19 protein-coding genes are annotated in these 24,881 nt (G+C 72.6%); 3 read left to right on the top strand and 16 right to left on the bottom strand.

Features of this window, described 5'->3' with window-relative positions:
* The first annotated feature begins 123 nt into the window (after positions 1-123).
* Positions 124-1,203 carry a DUF3533 domain-containing protein gene (locus tag QFZ71_RS04600; protein WP_307666966.1) on the top strand — a complete coding sequence of 360 codons (1,080 nt, stop codon included), beginning with the start codon at positions 124-126 and terminating at the stop codon, positions 1,201-1,203.
* Positions 1,204-1,389: 186 nt separating this feature from the next.
* On the opposite strand, the gene QFZ71_RS04605 is transcribed toward QFZ71_RS04600, so the two are convergent.
* Positions 1,390-2,475, bottom strand: a complete 1,086-nt coding sequence (locus QFZ71_RS04605) for a S1 family peptidase (RefSeq protein ID WP_307666967.1) — start codon at positions 2,473-2,475, stop codon at positions 1,390-1,392.
* Between the two features lie 442 nt (positions 2,476-2,917).
* On the opposite strand from QFZ71_RS04605, the gene QFZ71_RS04610 reads away from it, so the two are divergent.
* Positions 2,918-3,805 carry an alpha/beta fold hydrolase gene (locus QFZ71_RS04610; protein ID WP_307666968.1) on the top strand — a complete coding sequence of 296 codons (888 nt, stop codon included), beginning with the start codon at positions 2,918-2,920 and terminating at the stop codon, positions 3,803-3,805.
* A 45-nt stretch (positions 3,806-3,850) separates the two neighbouring features.
* Here the strand turns inward: QFZ71_RS04610 and fxsT are convergent, their stop codons facing one another.
* The 5 genes from fxsT to QFZ71_RS04635 form a co-directional block, all read right to left on the bottom strand.
* Positions 3,851-7,786 (bottom strand): FxSxx-COOH system tetratricopeptide repeat protein, encoded by a 3,936-nt coding sequence (fxsT, locus tag QFZ71_RS04615; RefSeq protein WP_307666969.1) that lies wholly within the window; start codon positions 7,784-7,786, stop codon positions 3,851-3,853.
* Positions 7,783-9,123, bottom strand: coding sequence for an FxsC protein (gene fsxC, locus QFZ71_RS04620; protein WP_307666970.1), 1,341 nt, complete (start codon positions 9,121-9,123; stop codon positions 7,783-7,785). Before fsxC ends, fxsT begins: the two co-directional genes overlap by 4 nt.
* Positions 9,124-9,196: 73 nt before the next feature.
* Positions 9,197-11,533 (bottom strand): radical SAM/SPASM protein FxsB, inactivated metallohydrolase extension form, encoded by a 2,337-nt coding sequence (fxsB, locus tag QFZ71_RS04625; RefSeq protein ID WP_307666971.1) that lies wholly within the window; start codon positions 11,531-11,533, stop codon positions 9,197-9,199.
* 30 nt (positions 11,534-11,563) lie between these two features.
* Positions 11,564-11,728, bottom strand: a complete 165-nt coding sequence (locus QFZ71_RS04630) for an FXSXX-COOH protein (RefSeq protein WP_307666972.1) — start codon at positions 11,726-11,728, stop codon at positions 11,564-11,566.
* Between the two features lie 367 nt (positions 11,729-12,095).
* Positions 12,096-12,884: a hypothetical protein gene (locus tag QFZ71_RS04635; protein ID WP_307666973.1), complete on the bottom strand. Its 789-nt coding sequence runs from the start codon at positions 12,882-12,884 to the stop codon at positions 12,096-12,098.
* A gap of 239 nt (positions 12,885-13,123) precedes the next feature.
* Here QFZ71_RS04635 and QFZ71_RS04640 point away from each other — a divergent pair, with 239 nt between their 5' ends.
* Positions 13,124-14,020 (top strand): DUF4231 domain-containing protein, encoded by an 897-nt coding sequence (locus QFZ71_RS04640; protein WP_307671338.1) that lies wholly within the window; start codon positions 13,124-13,126, stop codon positions 14,018-14,020.
* Between the two features lie 50 nt (positions 14,021-14,070).
* Here QFZ71_RS04640 and QFZ71_RS04645 read toward each other — a convergent pair whose 3' ends face one another.
* From QFZ71_RS04645 to QFZ71_RS04690, 10 genes are all read right to left on the bottom strand, one after another.
* Complete coding sequence (locus tag QFZ71_RS04645) at positions 14,071-14,550, bottom strand: hypothetical protein (protein ID WP_307666974.1); 480 nt, start codon at positions 14,548-14,550, stop codon at positions 14,071-14,073.
* 197 nt (positions 14,551-14,747) lie between these two features.
* Positions 14,748-15,647: a S1 family peptidase gene (locus QFZ71_RS04650; RefSeq protein WP_307666975.1), complete on the bottom strand. Its 900-nt coding sequence runs from the start codon at positions 15,645-15,647 to the stop codon at positions 14,748-14,750.
* A gap of 230 nt (positions 15,648-15,877) precedes the next feature.
* Positions 15,878-16,699, bottom strand: a complete 822-nt coding sequence (locus tag QFZ71_RS04655) for a DUF1684 domain-containing protein (RefSeq protein ID WP_307666976.1) — start codon at positions 16,697-16,699, stop codon at positions 15,878-15,880.
* Positions 16,700-16,703: 4 nt separating this feature from the next.
* On the bottom strand, positions 16,704-17,984 hold the full coding sequence (locus QFZ71_RS04660) for an NtaA/DmoA family FMN-dependent monooxygenase (RefSeq protein ID WP_307671339.1): 1,281 nt from the start codon (positions 17,982-17,984) through the stop codon (positions 16,704-16,706).
* 14 nt (positions 17,985-17,998) lie between these two features.
* Positions 17,999-19,075 carry an LLM class flavin-dependent oxidoreductase gene (locus QFZ71_RS04665; protein WP_307666977.1) on the bottom strand — a complete coding sequence of 359 codons (1,077 nt, stop codon included), beginning with the start codon at positions 19,073-19,075 and terminating at the stop codon, positions 17,999-18,001.
* A 101-nt stretch (positions 19,076-19,176) separates the two neighbouring features.
* On the bottom strand, positions 19,177-20,151 hold the full coding sequence (locus tag QFZ71_RS04670) for an ABC transporter substrate-binding protein (protein ID WP_307666978.1): 975 nt from the start codon (positions 20,149-20,151) through the stop codon (positions 19,177-19,179).
* A gap of 41 nt (positions 20,152-20,192) precedes the next feature.
* Complete coding sequence (locus QFZ71_RS04675; protein ID WP_307671340.1) at positions 20,193-20,945, bottom strand: amino acid ABC transporter ATP-binding protein; 753 nt, start codon at positions 20,943-20,945, stop codon at positions 20,193-20,195.
* Positions 20,946-20,962: 17 nt separating this feature from the next.
* Complete coding sequence (locus tag QFZ71_RS04680; RefSeq protein WP_307666979.1) at positions 20,963-21,868, bottom strand: amino acid ABC transporter permease; 906 nt, start codon at positions 21,866-21,868, stop codon at positions 20,963-20,965.
* A gap of 75 nt (positions 21,869-21,943) precedes the next feature.
* Positions 21,944-23,785 carry an FAD/NAD(P)-binding domain-containing protein gene (locus QFZ71_RS04685; protein ID WP_307666980.1) on the bottom strand — a complete coding sequence of 614 codons (1,842 nt, stop codon included), beginning with the start codon at positions 23,783-23,785 and terminating at the stop codon, positions 21,944-21,946.
* The gene (locus QFZ71_RS04690; RefSeq protein ID WP_307666981.1) at positions 23,782-24,660 is read right to left on the bottom strand and encodes an amino acid ABC transporter permease; all 879 of its coding nucleotides are present in this window, start codon (positions 24,658-24,660) and stop codon (positions 23,782-23,784) included. Before QFZ71_RS04690 ends, QFZ71_RS04685 begins: the two co-directional genes overlap by 4 nt.
* Positions 24,661-24,881: the final 221 nt, after the last annotated feature.

Below are 24,881 nucleotides of genomic sequence, written 5' to 3' on the forward strand. Positions count from 1 at the left end.
CCGGGGCCGGGGGCCTGGGCGTGTCCGGCGGCACCCGGCCGGGCCCACGACGGCCGGCCCGCCCTACGCCCGTTCGGCCCCGCCCCGCCTGCGCGGCAGCCGTCCCGCCGGGACGGTGGGGACATGACTTTCGTCGACGAGGTGAAGAACGCCGTCACACCACGGGCCGCCCTGCTCGTCATCGGCGTGCTCGCCCTGCAACTGCTGTTCATCGCGTCCTACATCGGAGCGCTGCACAAGCCCGAGCCGACGGACGTCGCCTTCGGGGTGGTGGCCCCGCAGCAGATGTCCCGGCAGCTCGTCACCGAGCTGGACGGGCTTCCCGGCGGGCCGCTGGACCCCCGCGAGGTGAGCAGCGAGGGCGAGGCACGCGAACAGATCATGAACCGCGACATCGACGGGGCCCTGATCGTCTCCCCGCAGGGCCGGACCGACACCCTGCTGGTCGCCTCCGGCGGCGGCACCGCGCTGTCCGGCGCACTGGAGAGGATCGTCACCCGGGTCGAGGACTCCCAGCAGCGGACCGTGAAGACCGTGGACGTGGCCGGGGCCTCGTCCGAGGACTTCAACGGGCTCTCGTCCTTCTACCTGGTGGTCGGCTGGTGCGTGGGCGGCTACCTCTGCGCCTCGATCCTGGCGATCAGCGCCGGCGCCAAGCCCGCCAACCGGCAGCGCGCTCTGATCCGGACCGGGACCATGGCGCTCTACTCGATCGTGGGCGGCATCGGTGGCGCGATCGTCGTCGGACCGATCCTCGGCGCGCTGCCCGGCAGCTTCTGGGGGCTGTCCGGCCTGGGCGCCCTGGTCGTCTTCTCGGTCGGCATGATCACGCTCGCCCTGCAGGCGCTCACCGGGATCGTCGGCATCGGCCTGGCCGTCCTGATCATCGTCATCGCGGGCAACCCGAGCGCGGGCGGCGCGTTCCCGCTCCCGATGCTCCCGGACTTCTGGCGGACGATCGGCCCGGCCCTGCCTCCGGGCGCGGGCACCTGGGTGGCCCGCTCGATCGCGTACTTCCGGGGCAACGCGGTCACCGGCCCGCTGCTGGTGCTCTCCGCGTGGGCGGTCGTCGGCACGGCGGTGACGCTGCTGATGTCGATGCGGAAGCGGACGCCACGGGGCCCGGCGGAGACCCCGGCGCGGGGCGCCGGAGGCGCCGGCACCGGCCCGGCGCCGAGCACCGGCGGATCGACCGCCGCCTGAGCACCGGAGACCCGACGGGGGCCGCCCCCCGGCGGCCCCGTCCGGAACCGGCTCCGGCGACCTGCCCCCCGGGCCGCCCGAGAACCGGACGCCTGAGCACCGCGCGTCCGGCACCGGAGCCCGACGTCCGGCGGAAGCGGGAAGGGCCCCCGGCGAACCGGGGGCCCTTCCGCGGTGCGTGGAGTCTCAGCCGATCTCGGCACCGTAGGCGGCCAGCGCCTCCGGTACCGGCTGGAAGAAGGTCGTGCCGCCCGAGGAGCAGTCGCCGCTGCCGCCCGAGGTCAGACCGAGTGCGGTGTCGCCCGCGAAGAGGGCGCCGCCGCTGTCGCCCGGTTCGGCGCAGACCGTGGTCTCGATGAGACCGTTGACGACGTCGCCGTTGCCGTAGTTGACCGTGGCGTCCAGCCCGGTGACCTCACCGTCGTGCAGCTGGGTGGTGGAGCCGCTGCGGGTGACCGCCTGGCCGACCGTGGCGTCGCCCGCCCTGCTGATCGCCCGGGTGGAGCCGTTGTACAGGTTCACCTCGCTCGGGTGCGCGGTGTCCGAGGTGTACTTGACCAGGCCGTAGTCGTTCTCCGGGAAGCTGGAGCCCTCGTTCGCCCCGATCTCCGAGCCGCCCTGGGTGTCCGACCAGCTGGTGACCGACTCGGTGCAGTGGCCGGCGGTGAGGAAGTACGGCTGGCCGTCCTTCACCACGTTGAAGCCGAGCGAGCAGCGGGAGCCGGAGCCCCAGATCGCGTCGCCCCCCGCGATCAGCGGCTTGAACTCACCCGTGGTCTTCATGAGTTCGGCCTTGCCGCCCAGACCGTCGACGACCGCCGAGAGCTTCTTCCAGGCGGCGCCGTCGACCGTGCTGTCGGCGGTGACGCGCAGCTTGTTGGTCACCGGGTCGACCGCCCAGGAGGTGCCGGGGATCGTCGCCCTGTCGGTGAGGGCCTGCCGGGCCGACTTCAGCTCCGCGAGGGAGTTCTCCACGATTCTGGCCTTGCCGCCGGCCTGGCGGACCCGCTCGGCGGCGGCCTCGTCCACGACGTTGACGACGAGGGCCTTCGCCTTCGTGTCGTAGTACGTCCCGGCCGCGTCCGCGCCCAGGTCCCGGTCGAGGGTGGCGGCCAGCTTCCCGGCCGCGTCCGCGCTGAGCGTCTTGGCCTCGAACCGCGGTACGTCGTCACTGGCGTTCGCAGTCTGGAACGTGAGTCCCGCTGCGACCAGGGCCGCGACGGCCGACCCGGCGGCCATCGTGCGCTTCCTGGATATGCGTCGGTGCTTCAACTTCGGCCTCCTCCTGTGGGGCCGTGCACGGGACAAGTGGGGTGTCCGTGCACGGAGGGGATGGGCCGCTCACTATTCCGAGGCACCGAATCGCGCACAAGGCCGACTTCTGGACGTGCACACGACACCGACGCTTCGCACGCGAGGCGTTCACTTACCGGGGGTCACGCCACGTCGGTTCCGTTTGCGAACACCCGGTACGACCGAGAACGGCACCCGCGCACGGACCGGTCCTGTCCGGTATTCGCCTCCCCGGTCCGGATGACGGGGCGAACCGTCCGGATGTCGAAGGAATCGTCCGCCGGGAGCCCCTCGGGACCTTCACAGTTCCCGGCGGTCGAACAGTCCCCGTAACGCCTCTGATGGGTCATCATCGAAGCGGCGACACACGCCGGGCACACCGTGTCCGGGCCGGCCGGGTGACCGAGCGGAGGAGGCACGGGTGCGCAGTCGGGTGCTCGCGGCGGACGGGCGGCATCTGATGGTGGAGCGCCGGGGGGACCCACGGGGAAGACCGGTCTTCCTGCTCCACGGCACTCCGGGCAGCAGGCTCGGTCCCGCTCCCCGCTCCATGGTCCTGTACCAGCGCCACACGCAGCTGATCACCTACGACCGGCCGGGGTACGGCGGCAGCGACCGCCACGCCGGCCGCCGGGTCCGCGACGTCGCCGAGGACGTCCGGGCCATCGCCGACTCCCTGGGCCTCGCGCGCTTCGCCGTCGTGGGCCGCTCCGGCGGGGCCCCGCACGCGCTGGCCTGCGCGGCGCTGCTGTCCGAGCGGGTCACCCGTACCGCGGCGTTGGTCGGGCTCGCGCCCCGCGACGCGGCCGGCCTCGACTGGTTCCACGGCATGGCCGCCTCCAACGTGGACGCGTACTCCACGGCGGCCGCCGACCCGGACGGGTTCGCGGAATCCTTCACCCTCCGCTCCGACCAGATCCGGCAGAACCCGGTACGACTCCTGGACGACCTGCGCCGCGAACTGACCGACTCCGACCGGGTGGTGGTCAACGATGCGGGCATCCGGTCCATGCTGCTGCGCAACTACAGCGAGGGACTGCGCACCTCGGCGCACGGCTGGATCGACGACGCCATCGCCTTCTGCAGCCCGTGGGGGTTCGATCCGGCCCGGATCAGCGGCCGGGTGATGCTCTGGCACGGCGAGAAGGACGTCTTCACGCCCGTGGGCCACTCCCGCTGGCTGGCCGGGCAGATCCCGGGCGCCACCGCCGTACTGGAACCGGCGGCTGCGCACTTCGACGCGCTGTCCGTACTCCCCCGCGTCCTGGACTGGCTGCTGGACGAGCGGGAGCACCTGGACGGCGGCTGAACCGGGACGACCGCGCCGGGAGGACCCGCCTCCCGGCGCGCGGCATCACACCGCCATCGGCTCCAGCTCACGCCGGAACCGGTCCTGGGTCCGGGCGATCCGGACCAGCGGATGGTCCTCGCCGAGCTGACGCACCAGCTCGACGACGAGCTCCGACCGCAGCTGCGCCGCCTCGTCCTGCCGGCCCATGGCGTCGAGCGTGACCGCCATGTTCGAGGTCACCGCCAGCGTCTCGGGGTGATGGGCCCCGAGCGCGTCGCGCACCTGCACGGCCAGCCGCTGCTCGGTCTCCAGCACGATGTCCAGCTCGCCCAGGTCGGCGGTCGCGCTGGCCAGGTTCATCACGCAGAAGAGGGTGTTGGGGTGCTCGTGGCCGAACGTCTCCCGCATGGTGGCGACGACCAGCTTCAGCACCCGCTCCGCCGCCTCCGGGTCCCCGGCGCCCGACAGGTAGACGCCGAGGTTGTTCTGCGCCGCCAGGGTGTACGGGTGCTTCTCCCCCGGCACCTTCATGTACTGGTCGACGACCTCCTGCGCGGTGTCGCGCGCCTCCACGCTCTCGCCCGCCGCGAACAGGTCCGCCGCCAGATTGAGGTCGCAGGCCAGCGACTCGGGGTTGGCGGTGGTGTACTTCGCCCGGTACCGGGCACGGGTCGCTACCGTGAGCCGCCGGGCGTCCTCCAGCCGGCCCGCCCTGCGCAGCGACACCGCGAGGCTCTTCGCCGCGCTCAGGGTGGCGGGGAAGGTGCGGCCCATCGTCTCCTTGAAGCTGTTGTACGTCGTGCTGAGCAGCGTCACCGAGTCCTCGTACCGGCCGACCTCCCGCAGGTCGCGCGCCAGGTTCATGGCGGAGGAGAGGCTGTAGGGGTGGGCCGGTCCGAGCACCTGGGTGCGCAGGTCGTAGACGTCCTGGTCGATCTCGCGGGCACGGGCGTACTGGCCGACGCTGCGGAGGTTCAGCGCCAGGTTGTTGGCGGCGGCCAGGGTCCGCGGATGGGAGTCGTGGAAGATCTGCCCGAACCCCTCGTGGGCCTCGGTCGCCATCTCGATGGCCCGCTCGTACTCCCCGAGCAGACCGAGGTCGATGGCGAGGCTGCTGGTGGTCATGTACGTGTGCGGGTGCTCGGGTCCCAGCACCTCCCGCTGCCGCTCCAGCGTGAACTCGTCCAGTTCCCTCGCCTCCACGTAACGCCCGCGGGTGCGCAGGATGTTGGAGAGGTGGAAGCAGAGGTACAGGTACTGCAGGTCGCGCTCGCCGAGCTGCTCGCGCCAGATCTCGCGCAGCTCCTCGCCCAGCGCCCACGCGGTCCTGACGTCGCCGCGCTTCCAGAGGTAGCGGACCCGGTCGATCAGGAGCCTGCGGGTCTCCGGCTCCTTGCAGTTGCGGGCGTCGGACGGGCCGAGGTGCGGCCAGATCGTCGCGAAGCGCGGCCAGGTCTCCGGGTTGTCTATGGGCTCGTCGTCGTCGGGCCGGGCGCCGGCCAGGATGCGGTGGACGACGTGCCGTGCCTCGCGCTGCTCCTCCTCGCTGAGCTGCGCCTTGATCACGGCCTGGACGAGGCGGTGCACCTGGACGGAGTTGGAGACCTGGTCGACCTTGGCGAGGGCGAACCGGCCGATCTCCCGGATGACCCGGCCCAGCACCAGCTTCTCCTGGAGCGAGGAGTCGTACGGCTTGAGCGCGTCGATCATCTCCTTGCTGTAGAGGAGGTTGGCGGAGATCGGCTCGGGTGCGAAGAAGGCGCAGAGCTGGAGCAGCCGGACGGCGGCGGGCGAACGCTCCTTGAGCCGGGTGATGGAGATGTTCCAGGTCGCCGCGACCGGTTCGGGGTAGCCGGCCGGCTGGTTGAGCGCGAGGACCTGGGGCGCCTGCCGGGCGAGCTGGTCGAGGTAGGCGTCGATGGGGGTGGCGGTCTCCGCGATCCAGGCGGCCGCCTGCTCCACGGCGAGCGGCAGGTCGCCCACCGCGGTGGCCACCTGGTCGGCGTCCTCGTCGCTGAGCCCCGGAGCCCGGCGCTGGAGGTGCTCGATCGACTCCTCGCGGAGGAAGACGTCCACGGGCAGCGCGTCGCCGTGCTGGGACCAGCTCTGGTTGCGGGAGGTCACCAGGATGTGGCCGGAGCCTCCCTGCGGGAAGTAGCGGCGCAGTTGCTCGGGGTCGTCCGCGTTGTCGAAGACCAGCAGCCAGCGGTCCGACGGCACCCCCCGCCGCAGCAGGTCGACGGCCTCCTGGGAGGCGGCCGCCATGTCGTCGCCGCCCTGGGCGCCGAGCCGGACGGCGAGTTCGGCGAGCGAGGCCACCACGTCGTCGGGCTGCTCGGACGATATCCACCACACCAGGTCGTAGTCGGCCATGAAGCGGTGCACGTACTCCAGGGCCACCTGGGTCTTGCCGACGCCGCCGAGTCCGTACAGGGTCTGCGGCTGCGGCAGGACGACGGCGAGGCCGCCGCCGAGCTGGTCGCGCATCCGCTCCAGGACGAGCGAGCGGCCGGTGAAGCCGGGGTTGCGGGGCGGCGCGTTCCAGATCCTCGGCACCGTGCCGGGGAAGCGCGGTCCGGGCGGGACGCCGTCGGTGATCTGCACCGGCCGGTCCAGGGCCCGCATCACGGCGGTGGTGGCGTGCACCTCGTCCAGCCGGAAGAGGTCGACCGGGTTGCGGTCGATGTACGGGGAGCTCAGGCGTACGTCCCCGACCCGCAGCGGGACGAGTCGGCGGTGGCCGCTGCCCACGGCCTCGGCGGCGGTCCGCTCCCACAGCTCGACGGCGCGCTGGGACTTCAGATAGGCGCTGGAGAGCAGCACCAGCGTGCGGGCGGCGTTCTCCGGGGCGGTGTCCGTCTGCTCCCGGGGCGGGCGCTCGGCGGAGACGTCGCGCGGGACGACCCGGAAGCCGGCGCGGGTGAGGATGGATTCGAGCCAGTCGGCCCACATCCGGTTCTCCGCCACGTAGCAGAGGTGGAGGTCGGCGGGGAGCGCGGGCCTGCGCCGGGTGAAGGCGTCGCGGATGCGCAGCCGGACCTCTTCGCCGATGGGGGGCATCGAGGTGATCTCCCGGTCGGTGACGACCGCGGTGAGCCGTTCGAAGGCGGAGAGCAGCGAGTTGGTGAGCCCGGCCTCGTCGCCGAAGGTGGCGAGCGTCTCCTCGTAGGCGTAGTACGGGCGGTACGGAATCTCCACCGCGCCCCAGTAGGCGGTGAGTTCGTCGCCGGTCAGGTTGCGGGGCAGCCGGTCGAACTTGAGCCGGGCCAGCGCCCGTCCGGCGTCCGCCTTCTCCTTCTCGCCCTCGTCGATGCGCATCGGCACCGGGTAGATGGAGATGGGGCGGCCGGTGTTGCGCTCGGCGATCTGCCGGGCGACGGAGGCCGCGCCGTCGATGGACTGGTCGCTGAGGGTGAAGCAGTCGACGAGAACGTCCGGGAGGTGGACGGTGCAGATGTCGGCGATGTCGCTGAGGCCGGTCCGGCTGTCGATGAGGACGTAGTCGTAGTTGGCCTTCATGTCGTCGCGCAGCGCGTCGAAGAAGTGGCCGCCGCCGAACCGGTCGTAGAAGTTGTCCCAGTCGAAGGTGGAGACGGTGGCGCTGTACTCGCGGTTCTGCCGCCCGGCGGAGACGAAGTCGAGCGTGCCGCCCTGCGGGAACTCCCAGCCCAGCGACTCCGGGGTCAGCGACACGGCGTGCGGCTGGATGCGGGCGTAGTCGCGGTGCCAGTCCTCGGGGCGCTGGGCGGGGCTGGTCGCGGCCCAGGCGTACTCGGTGATCAGGTCGATCACGCCGGTGGTCGCGCCGAGCGTGGCCGGGTCGAGGAAGGGGTGGAAGAACCGGTGCAGACCGGGGGCCTCCAGGTCCCAGTCGACGGCCAGCACCCGTTTGCCGTTGGCCGCGAGGATCCAGGCGGTGTTGGCGAGGGCCATGGTGCGCCCGGTACCGCCCTTGTACGAGTAGAAGGTGACGATGCGCCCGTCACGACCGGCACTCATAGGTCCTCCGCTTCCGTCGCAGGGTCGTGCGGGTCGGGTATGTAGCTCGTGGCGCCCATGGGACCGGTGAGCCGGGTCCGCTCGCCGGAGCCGCCGCCGGAGCCGGGCGGGTAGGCCTTCGCGTACCTGAGGTACTGCTGGGCGGCCACCTCGACCACCTGGGGCAGGAGTTGGCCGTACGCCTCCATCGTGGGCACTCCTTTCGCCGCGGCGCGGCACAGGGCCCGGCCCTGGCCCATCTTGACCGGCATGGTGGCTTCCAGCCGCTGGGCCAGTTCCGCCTCGGCCGCCCTGCTCTGGTGGTCGTCGCGGCTCCACGGCACGATCAGGGTCACCCAGGGGCGGTTCTCGGCGTCGAAGGCGGCGAGCCTGCGGCAGTGGTCCTCGTCCCGCAGGGCCCAGCGGTCGACGATGAGGATCTCCGGTGTGCTGGGAGGGGTCTTGGCGTCGTGCCGGTCCTCGTCGAACGAGGTGATCACGGCCTGGTAGTTGAGCGAGCGGACGAGTTCCCCGGTGACGTAGGCCAGCGGGCGGGCGGAGGCCGGGTAGTAGGGGTTCCACTCCTGGGGTTGGTCTCCGTAGTGGTCGCCGCTGCGGCCTTCGGGCAGATCGTGGCGGGTGGGCGCGGCGATGGTGATCCGCATCGGCCGGGGGGCGCCGACCTCGCTGCCGGGGGAACCGAAGGCGCTGGGGGCCAGGCGGTAGTCGACGGGCCGGCCGGTGTCGATGCGGACCGTGTCGGCGACGCTCACGATGCGCTTGGCCAGTTCGTAGACGGCCCGCTCGTACTCCTCGGCGAAGAGCCGGAGCTTGATCAGACCGTAGAGGCCGTCGCTGACGTAGCGTTCCCCGAAGTCGCGGTGGTTGAACTGCAGCCGTTCGGCGGGGCCGGGGAGCTGGCTCGGGGGCACCGGCACCCAGAGTGCCGGGACGATGGCCTCGGCCGGTTCGTTGGAGCGGGCCCGGTGGTGGATGGCCCGCTGCTCGAAGGCGTACCACTCCTTGCCGCACATCTCGCTGGCGAAGTAGCGCGGCGAGAACAGGGGGACGAAGACCCGGCAGGTGGCGAGGACGTCACCGAGCCGTTCGGACCAGCCCTCGCCGGAACGTATCTCCCGGTCCATGAACCCGGCGCGCGCTCCGGCGGGTAAGTCGGTCATGGCCATCACATGACCGCAGAGGTCCTGGAAAAGCCGTTCGACCCACATATCGGGGTCCGTGCCGGAACCGTAACCCGGCGTGTGGGCGTAACTCAGAAAGAAATACGGCCGATGGCCCACCGCTCGCTGTTGCGTCGATGCGTGCACACGACCCCCGTCCTGTGTGAGCACCCGCATCCCGGAAGGAGGAAGGGAGTGCAAGCGAACTCATCATTCCGGAGCGGACCGTTTTCATCCCCTCGCCGTTCGGTCATTCGCACATCACTTTCCGGTCAGTCACCGGAATGTCCGGCGAACGGCCGGAGGGCGGGGGTTCTGCGTCGCGGTTCTTCGCGGCGGTGCTCCGTGTTCCGCTGATCTCCTTGCGGACAGCGGCGATCAGCTGTTTGCCGTCGACCGTCACCTCCGCCGCGTTCTCGATCATGTCGAGCGCTTCCGGAACACCCGTGAGGTAGCGCGGCTCGTACAGTCCGAGCCCCGCCCGTTCGAATGTCTCGGCCAGCAGTCGGGAGAACGTCACGTGTTCGCTCCCCCAGGGCGTCCGATGTTCCCAGGTACCGTCCAGGGCGTAAAGATCCGTCACTTCACCGAGCGCCCGCAGTTTCGCCCGGCGCGCGCCGCTCAGCAGGCCGAGTGCCAGCTTTTCCGGGTCCTCCGTGGGCCCGATGCCGAGCGCGCCGGGCCCGTGCCGCCCCGGCCCGGCCTCGCCCGCGGACAGCGGGGTGAGCGTGGTGAGCGTACGGGCCGCCTCGGCCGCCTGGTCGGGTACGGCGTCGGCGAGCAGCGCCCAGGCTTCGCCGATCCGGTGGGCTCGCGCCTCGGCCTCCTCAGCGGTGAGGCGGCCGGTCGCGGGGGCGTCGAAGCAGTCGCGGAGGGGGTCGAGATCATCCAGCAGGAGGGCGGGGGCCGGTGCCCGGCGCAGGACGCGGGCGGGCAGCCAGTGCGGGCTCTCGGGCTCGTCGCGGGCGATGCGCCGCGCCTCCGTGCCGGGTGCGGCCCGTTCCCCCCGGACGAGGAATCCGCCGTCCGCGGGGTGCACGACCGCCGCGCCCCGCTCCGGGAGGCCGCCGAGGAGCACGGTGCCGAGGGTCGGCAGGTGAAGGCTTCCGTCGCGGTACGCCACGGGCACCGGCAGGTCGAGGCCGGCGCGGACGGCGGCGGCGGCCACGGTCGCGGCGAGCCGTGCGGCGGCGGCCTCCGGCAGACCGCGTCCGGCGCCGACGTCCTCCAGCGCCCCGATCAGCCAGGTGCGGGTGTAGGGGTGGGCGAGGACCGCGTCGAGCGCGTCGGCTCCGGCGCCGTCCGCCTCGACCTCGGCCGCGAGCCGCCACGCCTCGTCCCAGACCGCCCCGCCCCGCCCGTCGAGGGTGTCGTGGAGAACGGCGAGCAGGGTGCGGGTCAGGTCCTGGTGGGCGGCGAGCAGTTCGCCGGACGACCGGACGGCGGGCGACTCGGTGGCGGTGGCCGTCCGGTCCTCGATGCCGCGGATCAGGGCGGTCAGGTCGGCGCAGTAGACCGAGGGGTTGTCGAAGCCCCCGCCGGTGCCGTCGTCGGAGCGGTACCGGTGGGTGTAGAGCCCACCGCCGCACGAGCGTACGAGCGGGCAGCGGCGGCAGGTGTCGCCGACTCCGGCCAGGCCGAGCTGGCGCGCCCGGACGCCCGGGTGGGCGGCGACCTCGTCCAGGGTGTTGCGGAAGACGTCGAACCCGGTGGCGGCGGCGCCCTCGTAGGCGCTCTTGAGCGAGTCGACCTGCTCCAGCGTCCCGTCGGTCTCGATGACGACGAGGTCGGTGGGGGCCAGTCCCAGGGACTCGGTGAGGCTGGGGCCGCCGCTCAGGGTGGAGAGCACCGAGGAGAACATCCGCACGGGCATGGGGCGGCCCTGTTCGCTCCAGCGGTCGAAGACCCTCAGCAGCCAGTCCGCGTACGCGGTGGGCGAGCCGTCCGGGCGGGGCGGCGGGGCGTCCCAGGTGGCGTGCGGCAGCAGGAAGTCGACGAGCGGGGGTTCGAGTTCGGCGAGGGCGTCGTGCACGGCCACCGGGTCGTTGCGGACGTCGACCGTGCACAGCAGGCCGAGGTCGAGGTGGCGGTAGCGCTCCTCGCGCAGCAGGGCGATCGCGCGCAGGACCGGCGGGTGGCTGCTGCGTCCGTCGGCGTACCGGCGGTGGCGGTCGTTGGCGGCGCGGTCCCCGTCGAGGGAGATCCCGACCCGGACGTGGAACTCGTCGAAGAGGTCGAGGTAGCGGGGGCTGAGCTGGACGCCGTTGGTGTGGATCCTGAGGTCCAGCTCAGCGATGCCGTTCAGGGCCGAGCCGAGCTCCTCGCAGACCCGTCGCAGTCGCGCGGGCCCCGCCAGGAGCGGTTCCCCACCGTGCAGGATCACTGTGACGGAGGGGAGCGCATGGGTCGTCGCATGCTCGGCCAGACGCCGGGCGGTCCACGAAATCGCCTCGTCGGAGATGACTTTCGGTCGGGTCAGCCAGCTCTGATCTGCGTGTTCGTAGACATAACAGTGGTCGCAGGCGAGATCACACCTGCTGTGCACCTTGAGAACGAATTCGCGGAAGGGGACCAGGGGTCCTGTCATTCCGCCATTCTAGCCAGTCCTGACGCTGGATCAGAGAGCAGAACTGAAGGTGGAGATCCGGGTGGACCGGGCCGTAGTCGCGCCGATCGCGCGGTTGATCTTCCTGGCCGTCTCGGCGCTGTGGACGTCGGTCGCCGCGAGGGTCGCGCGGGTCTTCGCCGGGGCGAAGGCAGGGGTGGTTCCGTAGGTCTTCACGGCCGTCCTAGGGGGATCCTGAGGGGGTCTGTTTCCGGACATTCAAACGCTGTCGGATTCCGTGTCATCACACGGTCCGGCATGCGCACTTTACTACCGCCGAGCTCCCTCCACCTGCCGGCGGAGCGACCGCCGTCCCCGTGTTTCGCATGCCGGGACACGCCCTCCGTTCGGCCGCTCGGGCGAGCCCGGAGCGGACGGCGGGACCGCCGGGCCGGGGAGCCGGCCGGTCCCCCGCCGGCTCGCGCAGGTGGGGGGCTTGCGGGCGGCTCCGCAGCCGTCCGCACGGGCGCCCGACGCGCGAACCGTGACGCGCCCGGCACCGCCCCGGCCGAAGCCGTCGGAGGGCCTCGCCGGCGTCGGCGGTTCACTCGTTCACCGGTTCCGCGCCGGGGACGTTGTACTCCGCGCGGGCGCCGCGCATGCAGTCCAGGACGCGTTCGTGGCTGTCGCCCACGACATCCGTGACCCGTACCCGGATGTGGAGCGACTCGACCTTCTCGACGCACCGCCGCGAGAAGACGCCCACCGGCACGGTCTCGTAGTTCCCGGTGCCGACCAGCGGAAACCCCGCCCCGAAGGCGATGAGCTGGTAGTCCTTGCCGACCGAGAGTCCGGCCGCCGTCAGGGCGGACACGACGTCCGCGACGGCGGTCCAGGGCGCCGTCGCCTCGCCGGACCCGCCGCGCAGCACCACGCGGCACTCCCAGCTGTCGACCACGGCGATGTGCTGGCCGCCGTTCAGTATCCCCACCCGCCACGCCGGCTTCCCCTCGGCGAGCAGCCCCGTGCGCCAGGAGCCCCGGTAGCCGAGATAGGGCCGCACGGTACGGGCGTACTGGGCCCTGGCCAGGACGACGCCCGTCGCCACGGCCAGCAGGCTCCCCAGCGCCTCCATGTCCAGCAGTTCCAGCCGCCACGGCCAGTCGGCCCGGACGCCGGGGGCGACATTGGCCCGCACGGCCTCCCACAGCAGGATCAGGACCAGGACCGCGAGCAGCACCAGCGGAGCGGTGAAGAGCAGCGGGCTGCGCCGCACCCTGCGCTGGGCGTCCTGGAGCGGGATGTCGTCCTCCGCCGCGCCACGCCGGTCCGTCTCGATGGCCCCTCCCCCGTCCGGAGGTGACCGCGCCTGCTGAAGGAGACGCCGACTCACCTGCTGTACAGCCCGGTTGGGCAACCTTGCCACAGCGCCGCCGAGTGAGGAAGGCCGCCCGCGCGCACGTGGCCGAACCTCGTCGCGGTGACCGGCAGCGGGCCCCGGGCGCTCTTGCCGCACCCGACCCCCGCCCCTACTCTCGTGGCCCCGGACGGGCAGGGGGGACGTCCGGCCGGGTCAGACGACAACTGCAGACGGAGGCGACCGTGACGGCGCTGCCCGAGCCGCTGAGATCCATGGTCTTCAGGAACGACGATCTGCCCGCGCTGTACCACCACACGGACGCGGTCGCGGTGGCCCGGCAGCGTGAGGCCGTGAACACCACGCGGGCGCAGCTGGCGCTGCTGGTGGCCGGCACGGTGCCCGCGGCGCTGCCGTGGTCGGCCGGGGACGGCCCGGCGGCCCGCGTCCTGCACGGCGCGGCGGTGCTGGCGTATCTGGGCGTGCTCTTCACGACGTTCCTCGCCTCCCACCGCAAGGCGAAGTCGCACTGGCAGCTGAACCGTTCGGCGGCCGAGTTCATCAAGTCCAACTGCTGGCGGTACGCGGTGCACGGCGCGCCGTTCGACAGCGCGAGCGAGCATCCGGAGGCGCTGTTCGCCAACCGCCTGGAGGACGGTCTCCAGGAGTTGCGGAAGGTCGGGTGGGCCGATCCGCGCGAGGAGCTGCCGGATTCCGGCGGGCTCATCACGGAGTCGATGCGCGCGTTACGGAACAAGGCGTACACGGTCCGCAAGGAGACCTACGTACGGGACCGGCTCATCGAGCAGCGGCGCTGGTACCGCAGGCGTCAGCAGGCTTCCCGGCGCGGGGCGCTCCTGTGGTCGGGCGCCATCGTCGCGCTGACGCTGCCGGCGCTGGCGCTGAGCGCGCTCCAGGCGTTCGGGGTGGGCCGGTCGTTCGGCCTGACGGGGGTGCTGTCCGCGGCGGCGGCGGCCTGTCTCGCCTGGAACGAGATGCGCCGGCACCACCCGCTGATCTCGGCGCACTCGCTGGTGGAGCAGGACCTGGAGTCGATGCAGGCCGCCATGGAGACCACCCTCACCGAGCGGCACTGGCCGGCGGCGGTGTTCGAGACCGAGCGGATCGTGTCGCCCGAGCACACCGACTGGCTGGTGCGGCACCGCGTGTGAGCCGGGAAGCCGCGCCGTACGCCACCGGTCCGGGCGCGGGCCCGGCCGGGTCACCCGCGCAGGACGCCGTCGCGCCAGATCACGGTGACCGGGCGGCCGAGGGTGCGGGCGTACGTCACGATGTCGCCGGTACCGCCGAGGCCGCGGGCCGGGAGCCCGTCCCAGACCGCGAGCAGCCGGTCGCAGTGGTCGGCGATGTAGGTGCCGGCGGCGTAGTACGCCTCGTCGGTGGAGTGCGGGAAGTCGAGCCGCACCTCCCGGACCGCGCGCGCCTTGAGCGTCCGGTAGCGGGCGAGGTCGACGGCGTTCTCGAAGCACGCCTCGTAGTCGCCGCTGGGGATGACGGCGGTCAGTTCGGCGCCGCAGGCGAGGGCGAGGTCGGCGAAGAGCTGGTCGGCGCCGACCGCCAGGCTGGAGAGCGCCTGCATCGCCCCTCCGCGGCCGCGGAGCGCGGCGCGCAGTCCCGCGAGCACATGGGTCTCGGCCTCGGCGGGGATGGAGCGGTGACCGGTCACTCCGATGCGGTACACGGACCTGCTACCCCCTGATGCCCAGCGGAGGGCGGTCCGGAGCTCGCCCGCCCCGGCACCCTCCGTCGCCCCGTCGCGACGACCCGTCGTGGCGCCATCCTCTCAAGAGCCCCCCGGCGAGCGGGAGCCCCCGTCCGGAATTCCGGACGGGGGCACGTATGTACGGACAGCTCCGTACGTGGCGGGGGCGGGGCCGGTCAGTACACGCTGACGCCGTAGGCGCTCAGCGCCTCGGTGACCGGCTGGAAGAAGGTCGTTCCGCCGGAGGAGCAGTTGCCGCTGCCGCCGGAGGTGAGACCGATCGCGCGGGTGCCGGAGTAGAGCGGGCCGCCGGAGTCGCCGGGCTCGGCGCACACGTTGGTGCGGATCATGCCGTAGACGACGTCGCCGCCCCCGTAGTTGACGGTGGCGTTGAGTCCGGTGACCGAGCCGCTGTGGGTGCCGGTGGTGGAGCCTCGGCGGGTCACGGACATGCCGACGGTGGCGTTGGCGGCGCTGGTGATGTCCTGGCCGCCCACCGTGCCGTCCTTGGGGATGGTGGTGTTGGTGTAGCGCACGATGCCGTAGTCGTTGTTCGGGAAGCTCGATCCGGAGGTCGTCCCGAGCACCGTGGTGCGGGCCGAGTTGGCGTACCAGGTGGTCGCGCCGTCGGTGCAGTGACCGGCGGTGAGGAAGTAGTAGGTGGTGCCGCTGCGGACGTTGAAGCCGAGGGAACAGCGTCCGGTGCCGGAGTAGATGGCGTCGCCGCCGGAGATGAGCTTGGTGAACGTGCCGGGGGTGCGCTCGACGCGCAGCGCGCCGGCGTTGGCGCCCGCCGCCTTCTTGATCCGGTTGATCTCGGCCTGCGAGACGGTGCTGTCGACGGTCACGACGAGGCGCTCGGTCTGCGGGTCGATGTTCCAGGCGGTGCCCGCGATGTCGGCGCCGAGCACGGCGTCGCTCGCCGCGGTCAGCTGGCCGGCGCTGAACGTACGGGGCGTGTCGGCGTTCGCGGTGGGGATGGCCATCGCCGCGACGGCGGCGAGCCCCGCGAGGACGGCCGTGGTGCGGACGCGTCTCGCCGCAGCGGAGCGGTTGTTGGTGCGCTTGATCCTCACGTCGGGTTCCTCCGAGGGGAATCGGGGGCCCTCCTGTGGGGTGGTGGGCCCGTGAGGCGCAGTCGGGGGCCTGTCCGGATTCCGGAGTTGCCGTGCCCCTGACAATCGCTGACCGGAGTATCGAGGCGGCCGGACGGGAGACGCAAGAATGCCTTTCGGCCACGCCGGTCACTCACGCCTCCGGCGCCGCGGGCCGAGGGGCCCGCGGGGCCGGAGGGGCCTCTTCCGGGTCAGGCGTCGACGCGGTTCCGCTCCCCCGCCGGGACCGCGACGGTGAGCGTGTTGCCCGGGGGCGGGAAGGGGCAGATGAAGTGATCGGCGAAGGCGCACGGCGGCAGCAGCGCGCGGTTGAGATCGACCGTCACCCGGCCGTCGGCGGAGGGCGCGCCGGGCCGCAGGAAGCGGAAGCGGTAGCTACTGTTCCCGCTGGTCGCGTCGGCGAAGACGGCCCACAGCGACCCGTCGGGCTCGACCGCGACCCGGAGCGTGTGCTCCTCGCCGTCCACCGCGAAGGCGATCTCGCCGCCGAGGCCGAGACCGCGCTCGACCCCGTCCGCGTTGGCCACCCGTACGGTCCGGTCGTCGCCGTAGGGGCGGAAGGTCCCCGGCAGCACCCAGCGGGGGTCGTACGGGGTGGCCTCGATGGTCGAGAAGGCGCGCCGCGCGGGTGACGCCGGGTCGAAGTCCCGCACCGCCCACAGTCCTTCCCGGCGGAGCAGCACCAGCCGCCGCCCCCCGGCCGCCACCCGCGAGTCGTCGACCGGCCCGCGGTCCGCGCCGAGGCGGATCTCGCCGGTCAGGGGCTTGCCGTCGACGGTGAGGGCGTCCTCGGCGGTGGCCGTGAGGACCACCTCGTCGCCGTCCTCGCGCCACCGCCCCGGTACGGCCGGAATTCGCCCTTCCGGGTAGTCGGCGAGCCAGTGGGTCCCGGTCAGGGAGAGCGGGCCGTACGGGGCTGCGACGGCGACGATGCGCCCTTCGTGCCACCGCTGCCAGTCCTGCGCGGCGGTCGGCCCGCCGCCCTGCTCCTGCTGCTGTGCGTCCGTGCTCATGCGGTCAACCTTTCCACACCGGCTCCGGAAGGCCGAGGTGCGACCGCAGCGTGGAGCCGGTGTACGCGGAGCGGAACGCCCCGCTCTCCTGGAGGATCGGGACGACCCGGTCGACGAAGTCGTCCAGGCCGCCGGGGGTGAGATGGGGGACGAGGATGAAGCCGTCGGCGGCCCGTCCGTCGACGAACGCGGTCAGCTCGGCGGCGACGGTGGCGGGCGAGCCGACGAACGACTGCCGGGCGGTCGTCTTGATGACGGTCCCCCGCAGCGAGAGCCCCTTGGCCTCGGCGAGCGCGCGCCAGCGGGCGGCGGTCTCCAGGGGGTCGCCGTGCCGGACCCGCCCCTGGGTGATCCCGGAGTCGGGGACCGGGTCGAAGTCGGGGAGCGGGCCCTCGGGGTCGTACGCGGAGAGGTCGGTGCCCCAGACCTGTTCGGCGGCGAGGATCGCGTTCTGCGGGGAGACCTGCCGGCGGCGGATCTCGTACGCCAGCTCCTGCGCCTCGGCGTCGGTGTCGCCGGTCACCACCGTGACGCCGGGCATGATCCTGAGGTCGTCGGGCTGCCTGCCGTAGGCGGCGAGTCTGGACTTGACGTCGGCGTAGAAGGCGCGGCCGGCCTCCAGGGTGCCGTGGCGGGTGAAGATGACGTCGGCGGCGGACGCGGCGAACTCCCGGCCCTCGTCGGAGTCCCCGGCCTGGATGACCACCGGATGCCCCTGCGGCGAGCGCGGGACGGTGAACTCACCGGAGATCGTGAACTGCGGCCCCTCGTGGGAGAACGGCCGCGAGACGCCGTCGGGCGTCCAGGAGTCCCACAGCTCGCGGGCGGTGGCGACGAACTCGGCGGCCCGTACGTACCGGTCGGCCCGGTCGAGGTAGCCGCCCCGGCGGAAGTTCTCCCCGGTGAAGGCGTCCGAGGAGGTCACCACGTTCCAGGCGGCGCGGCCCGCGCTGAGGTGGTCGAGGGTGGCGAGCCGGCGGGCGAGTTCGTAGGGCTCGTTGAAGGTGGCGTTGACGGTGGCCGCGAGGCCGAGCCGTTCGGTGACGGCGGCCAGTGCGTTGAGCACGGTCAGGGACTCGGGCCTACCGACCACGTCCAGGTCGTGGATGCGGCCGTTGTGCTCGCGCAGCCGCAGCCCTTCGGCGAGGAAGAAGAAGTCGAACTTCCCGCGCTCCGCGGTCCGGGCCAGGTGCTCGAAGGAGGAGAAGTCGATCTGGCTGCCGGAGCGGGGATCGGCCCACACGGTGGTGTTGTTGACGCCGGGGAAATGGGCGGCGAGGTGCATCGGGCGCGGCACGGTCAGGCCCCCTTCGCGGCGGTCCGGGCGGTGGCGTACCGGCTGGCGGGGCGTGGGAGTCCCAGGTGTTCGCGCAGGGTGCCGCCGGGGTGGAAGGTGCGGAAGAGGCTGCGGTGCTGGAGGAGGGCCACGGTGCCGTTGACGATCCTTTCGAGGTCGCGTTCGGGGGTGATGGGGGTGAGGTGGAAGCCGTCGGCCGCGCCGGAGCCGTGCCACCGGGCGATGAGGTCGGCGAGATCGACGGGCCCGCCCCGGAAGTAGGTGCCGCGCCCGGCGAGCCGCGGCCCGGTCTCCAGCCCCGGCTCCGGCGTGGTCTCCACGTCACCGAGGTCGACGGTGAGGGCGACCAGGACCCGCAGGGCCGCCGGGTCGCGCCCGAGGGCGGCGGCCCTGGCGCGCACCTCGTCGCGGACGGCGGCCGCCTGCTCGGGGGTGGTGGCCCGGATGTGGACGACGTCGGCGTGCCGGGCGGCGGCCTCGCGGGCCGGGGCGGTGGTGGCGTCGAGGACGGTGACGGGCCGGCCCTGGGGCGGACGCGGCACGATCGCGGGCCCCTTGACGGTGAAGGCGGTGCCGGCGAAGTCGACGTGGTGGAGCTTGTCCCGGTCGATGAAGCGACCGGTGGCGGTGTCCCTGATCTCGGCGTCGTCCTCCCAGCTGTCCCAGAGCCGTCCGGAGACGTCGGCCACCTCGCCGGCCTCCTGCCACAGCGCGGCGGGGGGCGCGGCGCGGCGCCTGCCGAACAGCCGGGCCTCCGCCTCGGTGGTGGAGACGTCTGCCTGCCAGCCCGCCCGGCCCCGGCTCACCCAGTCGAGGGTGGCGACGGCCGAGGAGACGTGGAAGGGCTCGGTGTGGGTGGTGGTGACGGTCGGGACGAGGCCGATCCGGTCGGTGCCGGGGGCGACGCGGGCGAGGACGGCGAGCGCGTCGAGACCGGGCCGGGCGAACGAGTCGCCCAGGGTGACGTAGTCGAGCGCGCCGTCCTCGGCCAGCTCGGCCAGCCGGAGGTAGTGCCCGGCGTCGTAGTGGGGCGGGCCGCCGATCTCGGCGGCGAGGTGGAGGTGGGTACGGGCGGACATGCGGGACCTCTCGGGTCGGCGGGGGGGGGAGGCTCGCCGGGGCGTCGTCGGGGCCGGGCCGGGCGCGGCGCTGCCGCGACGACGGGCCCGCGGCGCCGGCGTCAGTTCGTGGGTTTCGGCAGGCCGGGCGGGTTGATCTCCGACTTCTCCACGGCCTCGCCGCTCAGCCCCCAGCGCTTGAGGACCGCGCCGTACGAGCCGTTCCGGATGATGTGGTCGATCGCGGCGGCGTACGCCTTCACCAGGCCGCTGTCCTTCTTGGTGGTGGCGGCGATCTTGCCCTGGAGGTCCCCGCCGGCCCCGGAGAGCCGGCCGACGATCTCGGACCGGCCCGCCGTGGCGACGTGGTAGGCGGCGTTGGGGCTGGGGCCGAGGTGGGCGTCGATGCGGCCGGACCGGAGGGCCAGGTAGTAGTCGGTCTCCTTCTGGAAGTACTTGATGTCCACCGGCTCGCGCCCGGCCCTGGTGTTCTCCTCGCTCCACTCGAGCAGGATCTTCTCCTGGTTGGTGCCGGAGGAGACCGAGATCGTCTTCCCGGCCACGTCGGCGGGGCCCTTCACCTTCCAGCCGGAGCCCTTCTCGGCCTCGAAGGCGATGTTGTCGAGCCGGTAGGTGGCGAAGTCGTACTTCTCCTTGCGCTCCTCGGTCACCGTCACGTTGGACACGACGGCGTCGAACTTGGAGCTGTCCAGGCCGACGAAGAGGTTCTCCCAGGAGACCTCCTCGAACTGCGGCTTCAGCCCCAGGGTGTCGGCGACGAGGGTGGCGATGTCGATCTCGGAGCCGATCCGGGTCCGGTCGTCGGTGGCGTAGAAGCCGAGCGGCGGCGAGGCGTCGGCGCTGGACCCGATGCGCAGCGTGCCGCGCTCGCGGACCGCCTCGGGGACGAGGGCGGCGGCGGCAGCCGCCTTCTCGCCCCTGATGCGGTCCTGGTCGGGGCCGATGTCGACCCCGGTGTCCTGGTGGCCCTCGGGGCCGGCAGGGCCGGTGGCGGGGTCGGAGGCGCCGCAGGCGGCGAGCAGACCGGTGGCGGTGAGCACGGCGAGGGCGAGGGTGGTGCCGCGGCGGACGGACACGTACGGACTCCTTGGGGCGAGAGGCGGTGGCGGAAGGCGGTTCAGAGGACCTTGGAGAGGAAGGCGCGGGTGCGTTCCTGGACGGGGTGGTCGAGTACGGCGGCGGGCGGGCCCTGTTCGACGACGCGTCCTTCGTCCATGAAGACGACGGTGTCGGCGACCTCGCGGGCGAAGCCGATCTCGTGGGTGACGACGATCATCGTGGTGCCGCTGCGGGCGAGGTCCTTGATGACGTCGAGGACCTCCCCGACGAGTTCGGGGTCGAGGGCGGAGGTCGGCTCGTCGAAGAGCAGCAGCCGGGGTTCCAGGGCCAGGGCACGGGCGATGGCGACGCGCTGCTGCTGGCCGCCGGAGAGCCGGCCGGGGTAGACCGCCGCCTTGTCCAGCAGGCCGACCCGGTCCAGCAGCTCCTCCGCTGCGGCGACGGCCTCCTTGCGGGGGCGGCGCAGCGCCGCGACGGGCGCCTCGACGATGTTCTCCAGGACGGTGAGGTGCGGGAAGAGATGGAAGTTCTGGAAGACGAACCCGATTCTCGTGCGCTGGCGCAGCACCTCGCGTTCGCGCAGCTCGTAGAGCTTGTTCCCCTCCCTGCGGTAGCCGACCAGGGAGCCGTCCACGCTGATCCAGCCCCGGTCGACCTTCTCCAGGTGGTTGATGGTGCGCAGCAGGGTGGACTTGCCGGAGCCGGAGGGGCCGATGACGACGGTCACCTCGCCGGGACGGACCGCCAGGTCGATCCCGCGCAGCACCTCCAGGGCACCGAACCTCTTGTGCACGGAGCGGATTTCGACCATGGCATCGCTGGGTGCGCTCATCGCACGGCCCCCTTGGCGTAGTGGCGTTCGACGTAGTGCTGGAGGACGGAGAGCGCGGTGGTGAGCAGGATGTACCAGACGGTGGCGACCATCAGCAGGGGCACCACCCGGCCGTTGCGGCCGTAGACCACCTGCACCTGGTAGAAGAGTTCGCCGATCGCCATGACGGAGACGATCGAGGTGCCCTTGAACAGCGAGATGATCTCGTTGGCGGCGTTGGGCAGGATGGAGCGCATGGCCTGCGGGAGGACGATGCGCCGCAGCTGCCGGAGCCGGGGGATGCCGAGGGCCGCCGCCGCCTCCAACTGGCCCTGTTCCACGGCCAGTACGCCGCCGCGCACGATCTCCGCCGCGTACGCGGCCTGGTGCAGGGCGAGGCCGAGGACGGCCGCGCTGGTCGCGCCGACGAGGTTCATCGTGTCGAAGGCGAAGAAGCCGGGCCCGAACGGGATGCCGAACGTCAGTTCCTCGTAGAGGTAGGCGAGGTTGAACCAGAACAGCAGTTGCACGATGAGCGGGATCGAGCGGAACGCCCAGATGTAGCCGTACGCGGCGGTCCGCAGGAACCTGCTCTCCGAGAGCCGTGCGAAGGCCAGGACGACGCCGAGGGCGAAGCCGATCGCCGTTCCGTAGAGGGTGAGCTGGAGGGTGATCCAGACGGCCTGGAGAATGGTCGGCGCGGTGAAGAACCGGGCGAAGACGGCCCACTCCCAACCGGGGTTCGTGATCAGCCCGTTGAGGAACTGGGCCAGCAGGACGGCCGTGGCGGCGATGGCGGCCCGGCGCCACGGGTGGCGGACGGGGACGACGGTGAGCGCCTCGTGGTCGGCGTCGGCCCCGTCCGCCTGCACGGTGGGCGGCCCGATGGGCGGGTCGATGGGCGGATCGCTGGTCAGCGACATGAAGGGAGTCCTTGGGCGCGGAAGCGGCGGCGGTACGGGAACGGGGCGGTACGGAGGAGGGCGGGTCGGGCCGGGTCAGGAGGCGCGGTCGGCGCGACAGGAGAGGTCGCGCAGGAACGTGAGCACGGCGCGCGCGGCGGCGTCGTTCTGCCGGAAGGCGGGACCGCCGGTACGGGGGCGGGTGAACGCGCCGGCGGCGCGGGCGGTGGTGAACGGGCCGAGCGCGAAACGGCGCGGATGCGGGCGGCCCTCCCGGTCCAGCACCCGGCTGTCGGCCGGGTCCACGGAGAGGAGCCCGGTGTCGGTGATCGCGGCCCCGTCGTCGCGCAGGGCGCGCAGCAGGGGGCTGGCGGTGTGCCGGAGCGAGGGGTCGGGCAGCCGGGCCTCGACCAGGGCGCGGGCCTCGGTGGCCGCGCCGGGGACGGTGGCGCTCCGGGCCCGGAAGAGGCCCCGCTCCTCGTCGGCCTCCACGGTGAGTCCCGCGCCCAGGAAGCGGACGACGCCGGCCCGTGAGAGGGCCAGGAGTTGCCGGAGGCGGGGGCCGGGCGGGCCGGAGGCCAGATGGCTGAAGAACCCGTGCCACCAGGGGTCGGTGTCACCGAGCCGGACGAGCTGGGCGTAGACGGAGAGCAGTCCCAGGAAGACGGCGAGGTCCTCGCTGTGCTCCGGGTCGTGACGGCGGGTCAGGTCGTCCGTGATGTACGCGCGCAGGGCTTCCTGGAGGGCGTCGGGCGAACCGTGGCGTACTCCGTCGAGCGGCCGGTCGAGCGCGTCGAGGTCGAGCCGGTCCGCGGGGTCGGGCACGGCCTCGGCGATGAGGCCGGCCAGTTCGGGGCTGCCCGGATCGGCGGCGGCGTACTTCTCGGCGAAGACCTCGTGGTCCAGGGCGGTGCGTTCGGGGTGGGAGGTGAACAGCCGGTGGTAGTGGGCGTGGCCCAGCTCCTTCACGACGACCGGCCAGACATCGCTCCGGAAGTCGGCCGGCTTCTTCCCGCGCAGCACCTTCTCGGCCCATTCGGGCCCCAGGAACCGCGGCAGGGGCGGGCGTTCGCCGGTCCAGGAGTAGCCGATCTTCGCGTGGTACGGGACCCCGCGCCGCGATCCGACGTACAGGACCGGCTCGCGGCCCGAAGGCGCGTAGACCCCGCCCTCGTGGCGGCCGCCGCGCCCCTCGGTGAGCAGGACCATCAGGTCGATGAAGGCGAGCCCGAAGCCCCGGACGATGACCGGTTCGCCGGGGCGCAGGGCGTCGAGGTCGCTGTCGGCGGTGAAGTCGGGCGGCAGGTGCACCAGACCGTGCCGCCGGGCGAAGTCGCCCAGCCTGGCGTGCTCCGGTTCCCGCTCGGCGTCGAGGTGGCCCACGGTCAGGACGACGAGGTCGGCGAGGAGCGGTTCGGCGCGGCCCTGGAGCCGGACGTGCTGGCGGCCGCCGCGCGGACCGCCGACGGCGAGGGCGGTGGTGCGGTGCTCGTGCACGGTGATGCCGGGCGGCAGGGCGGCCAGGGCGCGCCGGTAGGTCCAGCGCAGGTAGGCGCTCTGGAGGCGCCGGGTGGGAAAGTCGGTCCCGGTGAGGGCGTGTATCTCGGCGAGCACGGCGGGGTCCGCGTCCGGGGTGACCCGCCCCGCGCGGACGTCGTCGGCCCAGGCGTCCAGGGCCGGTCCCGCCACGACGGGGCCGGCCTGCTCCACCGTCTCGTCGGTGAACATGGTGACGTCCTCGGCCATGGAGTTCATCCAGAGCAGCGGCGACTGGTCGGGCCGCCAGATCCGGCCGCCGCCCGGTGGGTGGGGGTCCACGAGGTGGATGTCCAGACGCGCGTCTCCGTACAGCTCACCGGCGCTGGCGGCGATGCGCTCGACGACCCCGGTGCCGCGCGGTCCGCCGCCGATCACCACGACGGCGGGTGCGGTGCTCATCGCGCACCCGCCGTGCCGCGGGCGTAGTACCGCTCGACGTAGCGCTGGCCGATGCTCAGCACCGTGGTGACGGCCGCGTACCAGAGGGTGGCGACGAGGAGCAGCGGGACGACCTGGTAGGTGCGGTGGTAGACGAGCTGGACGGAGTACAGCAGGTCCTGCACGGCGATGATGCTGACGATGGAGGTGCCCTTGAGCGTGCCGATGAGCATGTTCCCGGCCGGCGGGACGATGGAGCGCATCGCCTGGGGCAGCACGATGCGCCGGAACCGCCGCCAGGGGCCGAGGCCGAGGGACTGGGCGGCCTCCACCTGCCCGCGCTCGACGGAGAGGATGCCGCCGCGCACGACCTCGGCGGCGTACGCGGCCTCGTGCAGGGTCAGCCCGATGACGGCGATGGCGACCGGGCCGAGGAGGCGGGTCGTGGAGACGCCGAGGATCTGCGGGTACAGGGCGCCGATGTTGAACCAGAACAGCAGCTGGACCAGGATCGGGGTGGACCGGAACAGCCAGATGTAACCCCAACCGACCCCCTGGAGAACCGGGTTGCCGGAAAGCCGCAGCACGGCGAGCAGGGCGCCCAGGGCGAATCCGAGCACCATGACCACGGCGGTGAGCCAGACCGTGAGCCACAGTCCGCGCAGGACGGGCACGGTGGCGAAGTAGGAGAACACGACGTCCCACTGGAAGGCGTCGTTGCGGACGACCGAGTTCAGGGCGAGGGCGAGCAGGACGAGGACGGCGACGGCCGCCGCCCGACGGCCCGTTCGGCGCACCGGGACGATACGCGGCAGGGCCTCGGGACCGTCCTCGGCCGCCGACCGGGAGACGGCGGGCGACGGGGAGGAGGGCGGTGGGACGGTCTGCGGGGGCATGGGGAGCTCCGTGGAGGTTCAGCTCGAACACGGGGCGTACCTTCACACCGGAAACCACACGCGGACCGGGCCCCTCAGCGCCGGTCCGCCTCCGAGATAAGCGGCGTGCGCGGGGAGTTGTCAAGCCTGTCCACACTGTGAGCCGTACGCCGGACGCCGGTTGACGCGCATCCGGATGGCTGGTCCACTGAGCGCATGCATCCGCAGCAGTGGCTGGTCAC

Origin of the sequence: Streptomyces sp. V2I9 (assembly GCF_030817475.1) — a bacterium.
GTDB lineage: Bacteria > Actinomycetota > Actinomycetes > Streptomycetales > Streptomycetaceae > Streptomyces.

Bases quoted from the DNA above. Each gene is read 5' to 3' on its own strand.
- QFZ71_RS04675 (WP_307671340.1), bottom strand. From the start codon at position 20,945: ATGGTCGAAATCCGCTCCGTGCACAAGAGGTTCGGTGCCCTGGAGGTG.
- QFZ71_RS04640 (WP_307671338.1), top strand. From the start codon at position 13,124: ATGGTCTTCAGGAACGACGATCTGCCCGCGCTGTACCACCACACGGAC.
- QFZ71_RS04685 (WP_307666980.1), bottom strand. From the start codon at position 23,785: ATGAGCACCGCACCCGCCGTCGTGGTGATCGGCGGCGGACCGCGCGGC.
- QFZ71_RS04600 (WP_307666966.1), top strand. From the start codon at position 124: ATGACTTTCGTCGACGAGGTGAAGAACGCCGTCACACCACGGGCCGCC.
- QFZ71_RS04655 (WP_307666976.1), bottom strand. From the start codon at position 16,699: ATGAGCACGGACGCACAGCAGCAGGAGCAGGGCGGCGGGCCGACCGCC.
- QFZ71_RS04680 (WP_307666979.1), bottom strand. From the start codon at position 21,868: ATGTCGCTGACCAGCGATCCGCCCATCGACCCGCCCATCGGGCCGCCC.
- fsxC (WP_307666970.1), bottom strand. From the start codon at position 9,123: ATGCGGGTGCTCACACAGGACGGGGGTCGTGTGCACGCATCGACGCAA.
- QFZ71_RS04690 (WP_307666981.1), bottom strand. From the start codon at position 24,660: ATGCCCCCGCAGACCGTCCCACCGCCCTCCTCCCCGTCGCCCGCCGTC.
- fxsT (WP_307666969.1), bottom strand. From the start codon at position 7,786: ATGAGTGCCGGTCGTGACGGGCGCATCGTCACCTTCTACTCGTACAAG.
- fxsB (WP_307666971.1), bottom strand. From the start codon at position 11,533: ATGACAGGACCCCTGGTCCCCTTCCGCGAATTCGTTCTCAAGGTGCAC.
- QFZ71_RS04660 (WP_307671339.1), bottom strand. From the start codon at position 17,984: ATGCACCTCGCCGCCCATTTCCCCGGCGTCAACAACACCACCGTGTGG.
- QFZ71_RS04665 (WP_307666977.1), bottom strand. From the start codon at position 19,075: ATGTCCGCCCGTACCCACCTCCACCTCGCCGCCGAGATCGGCGGCCCG.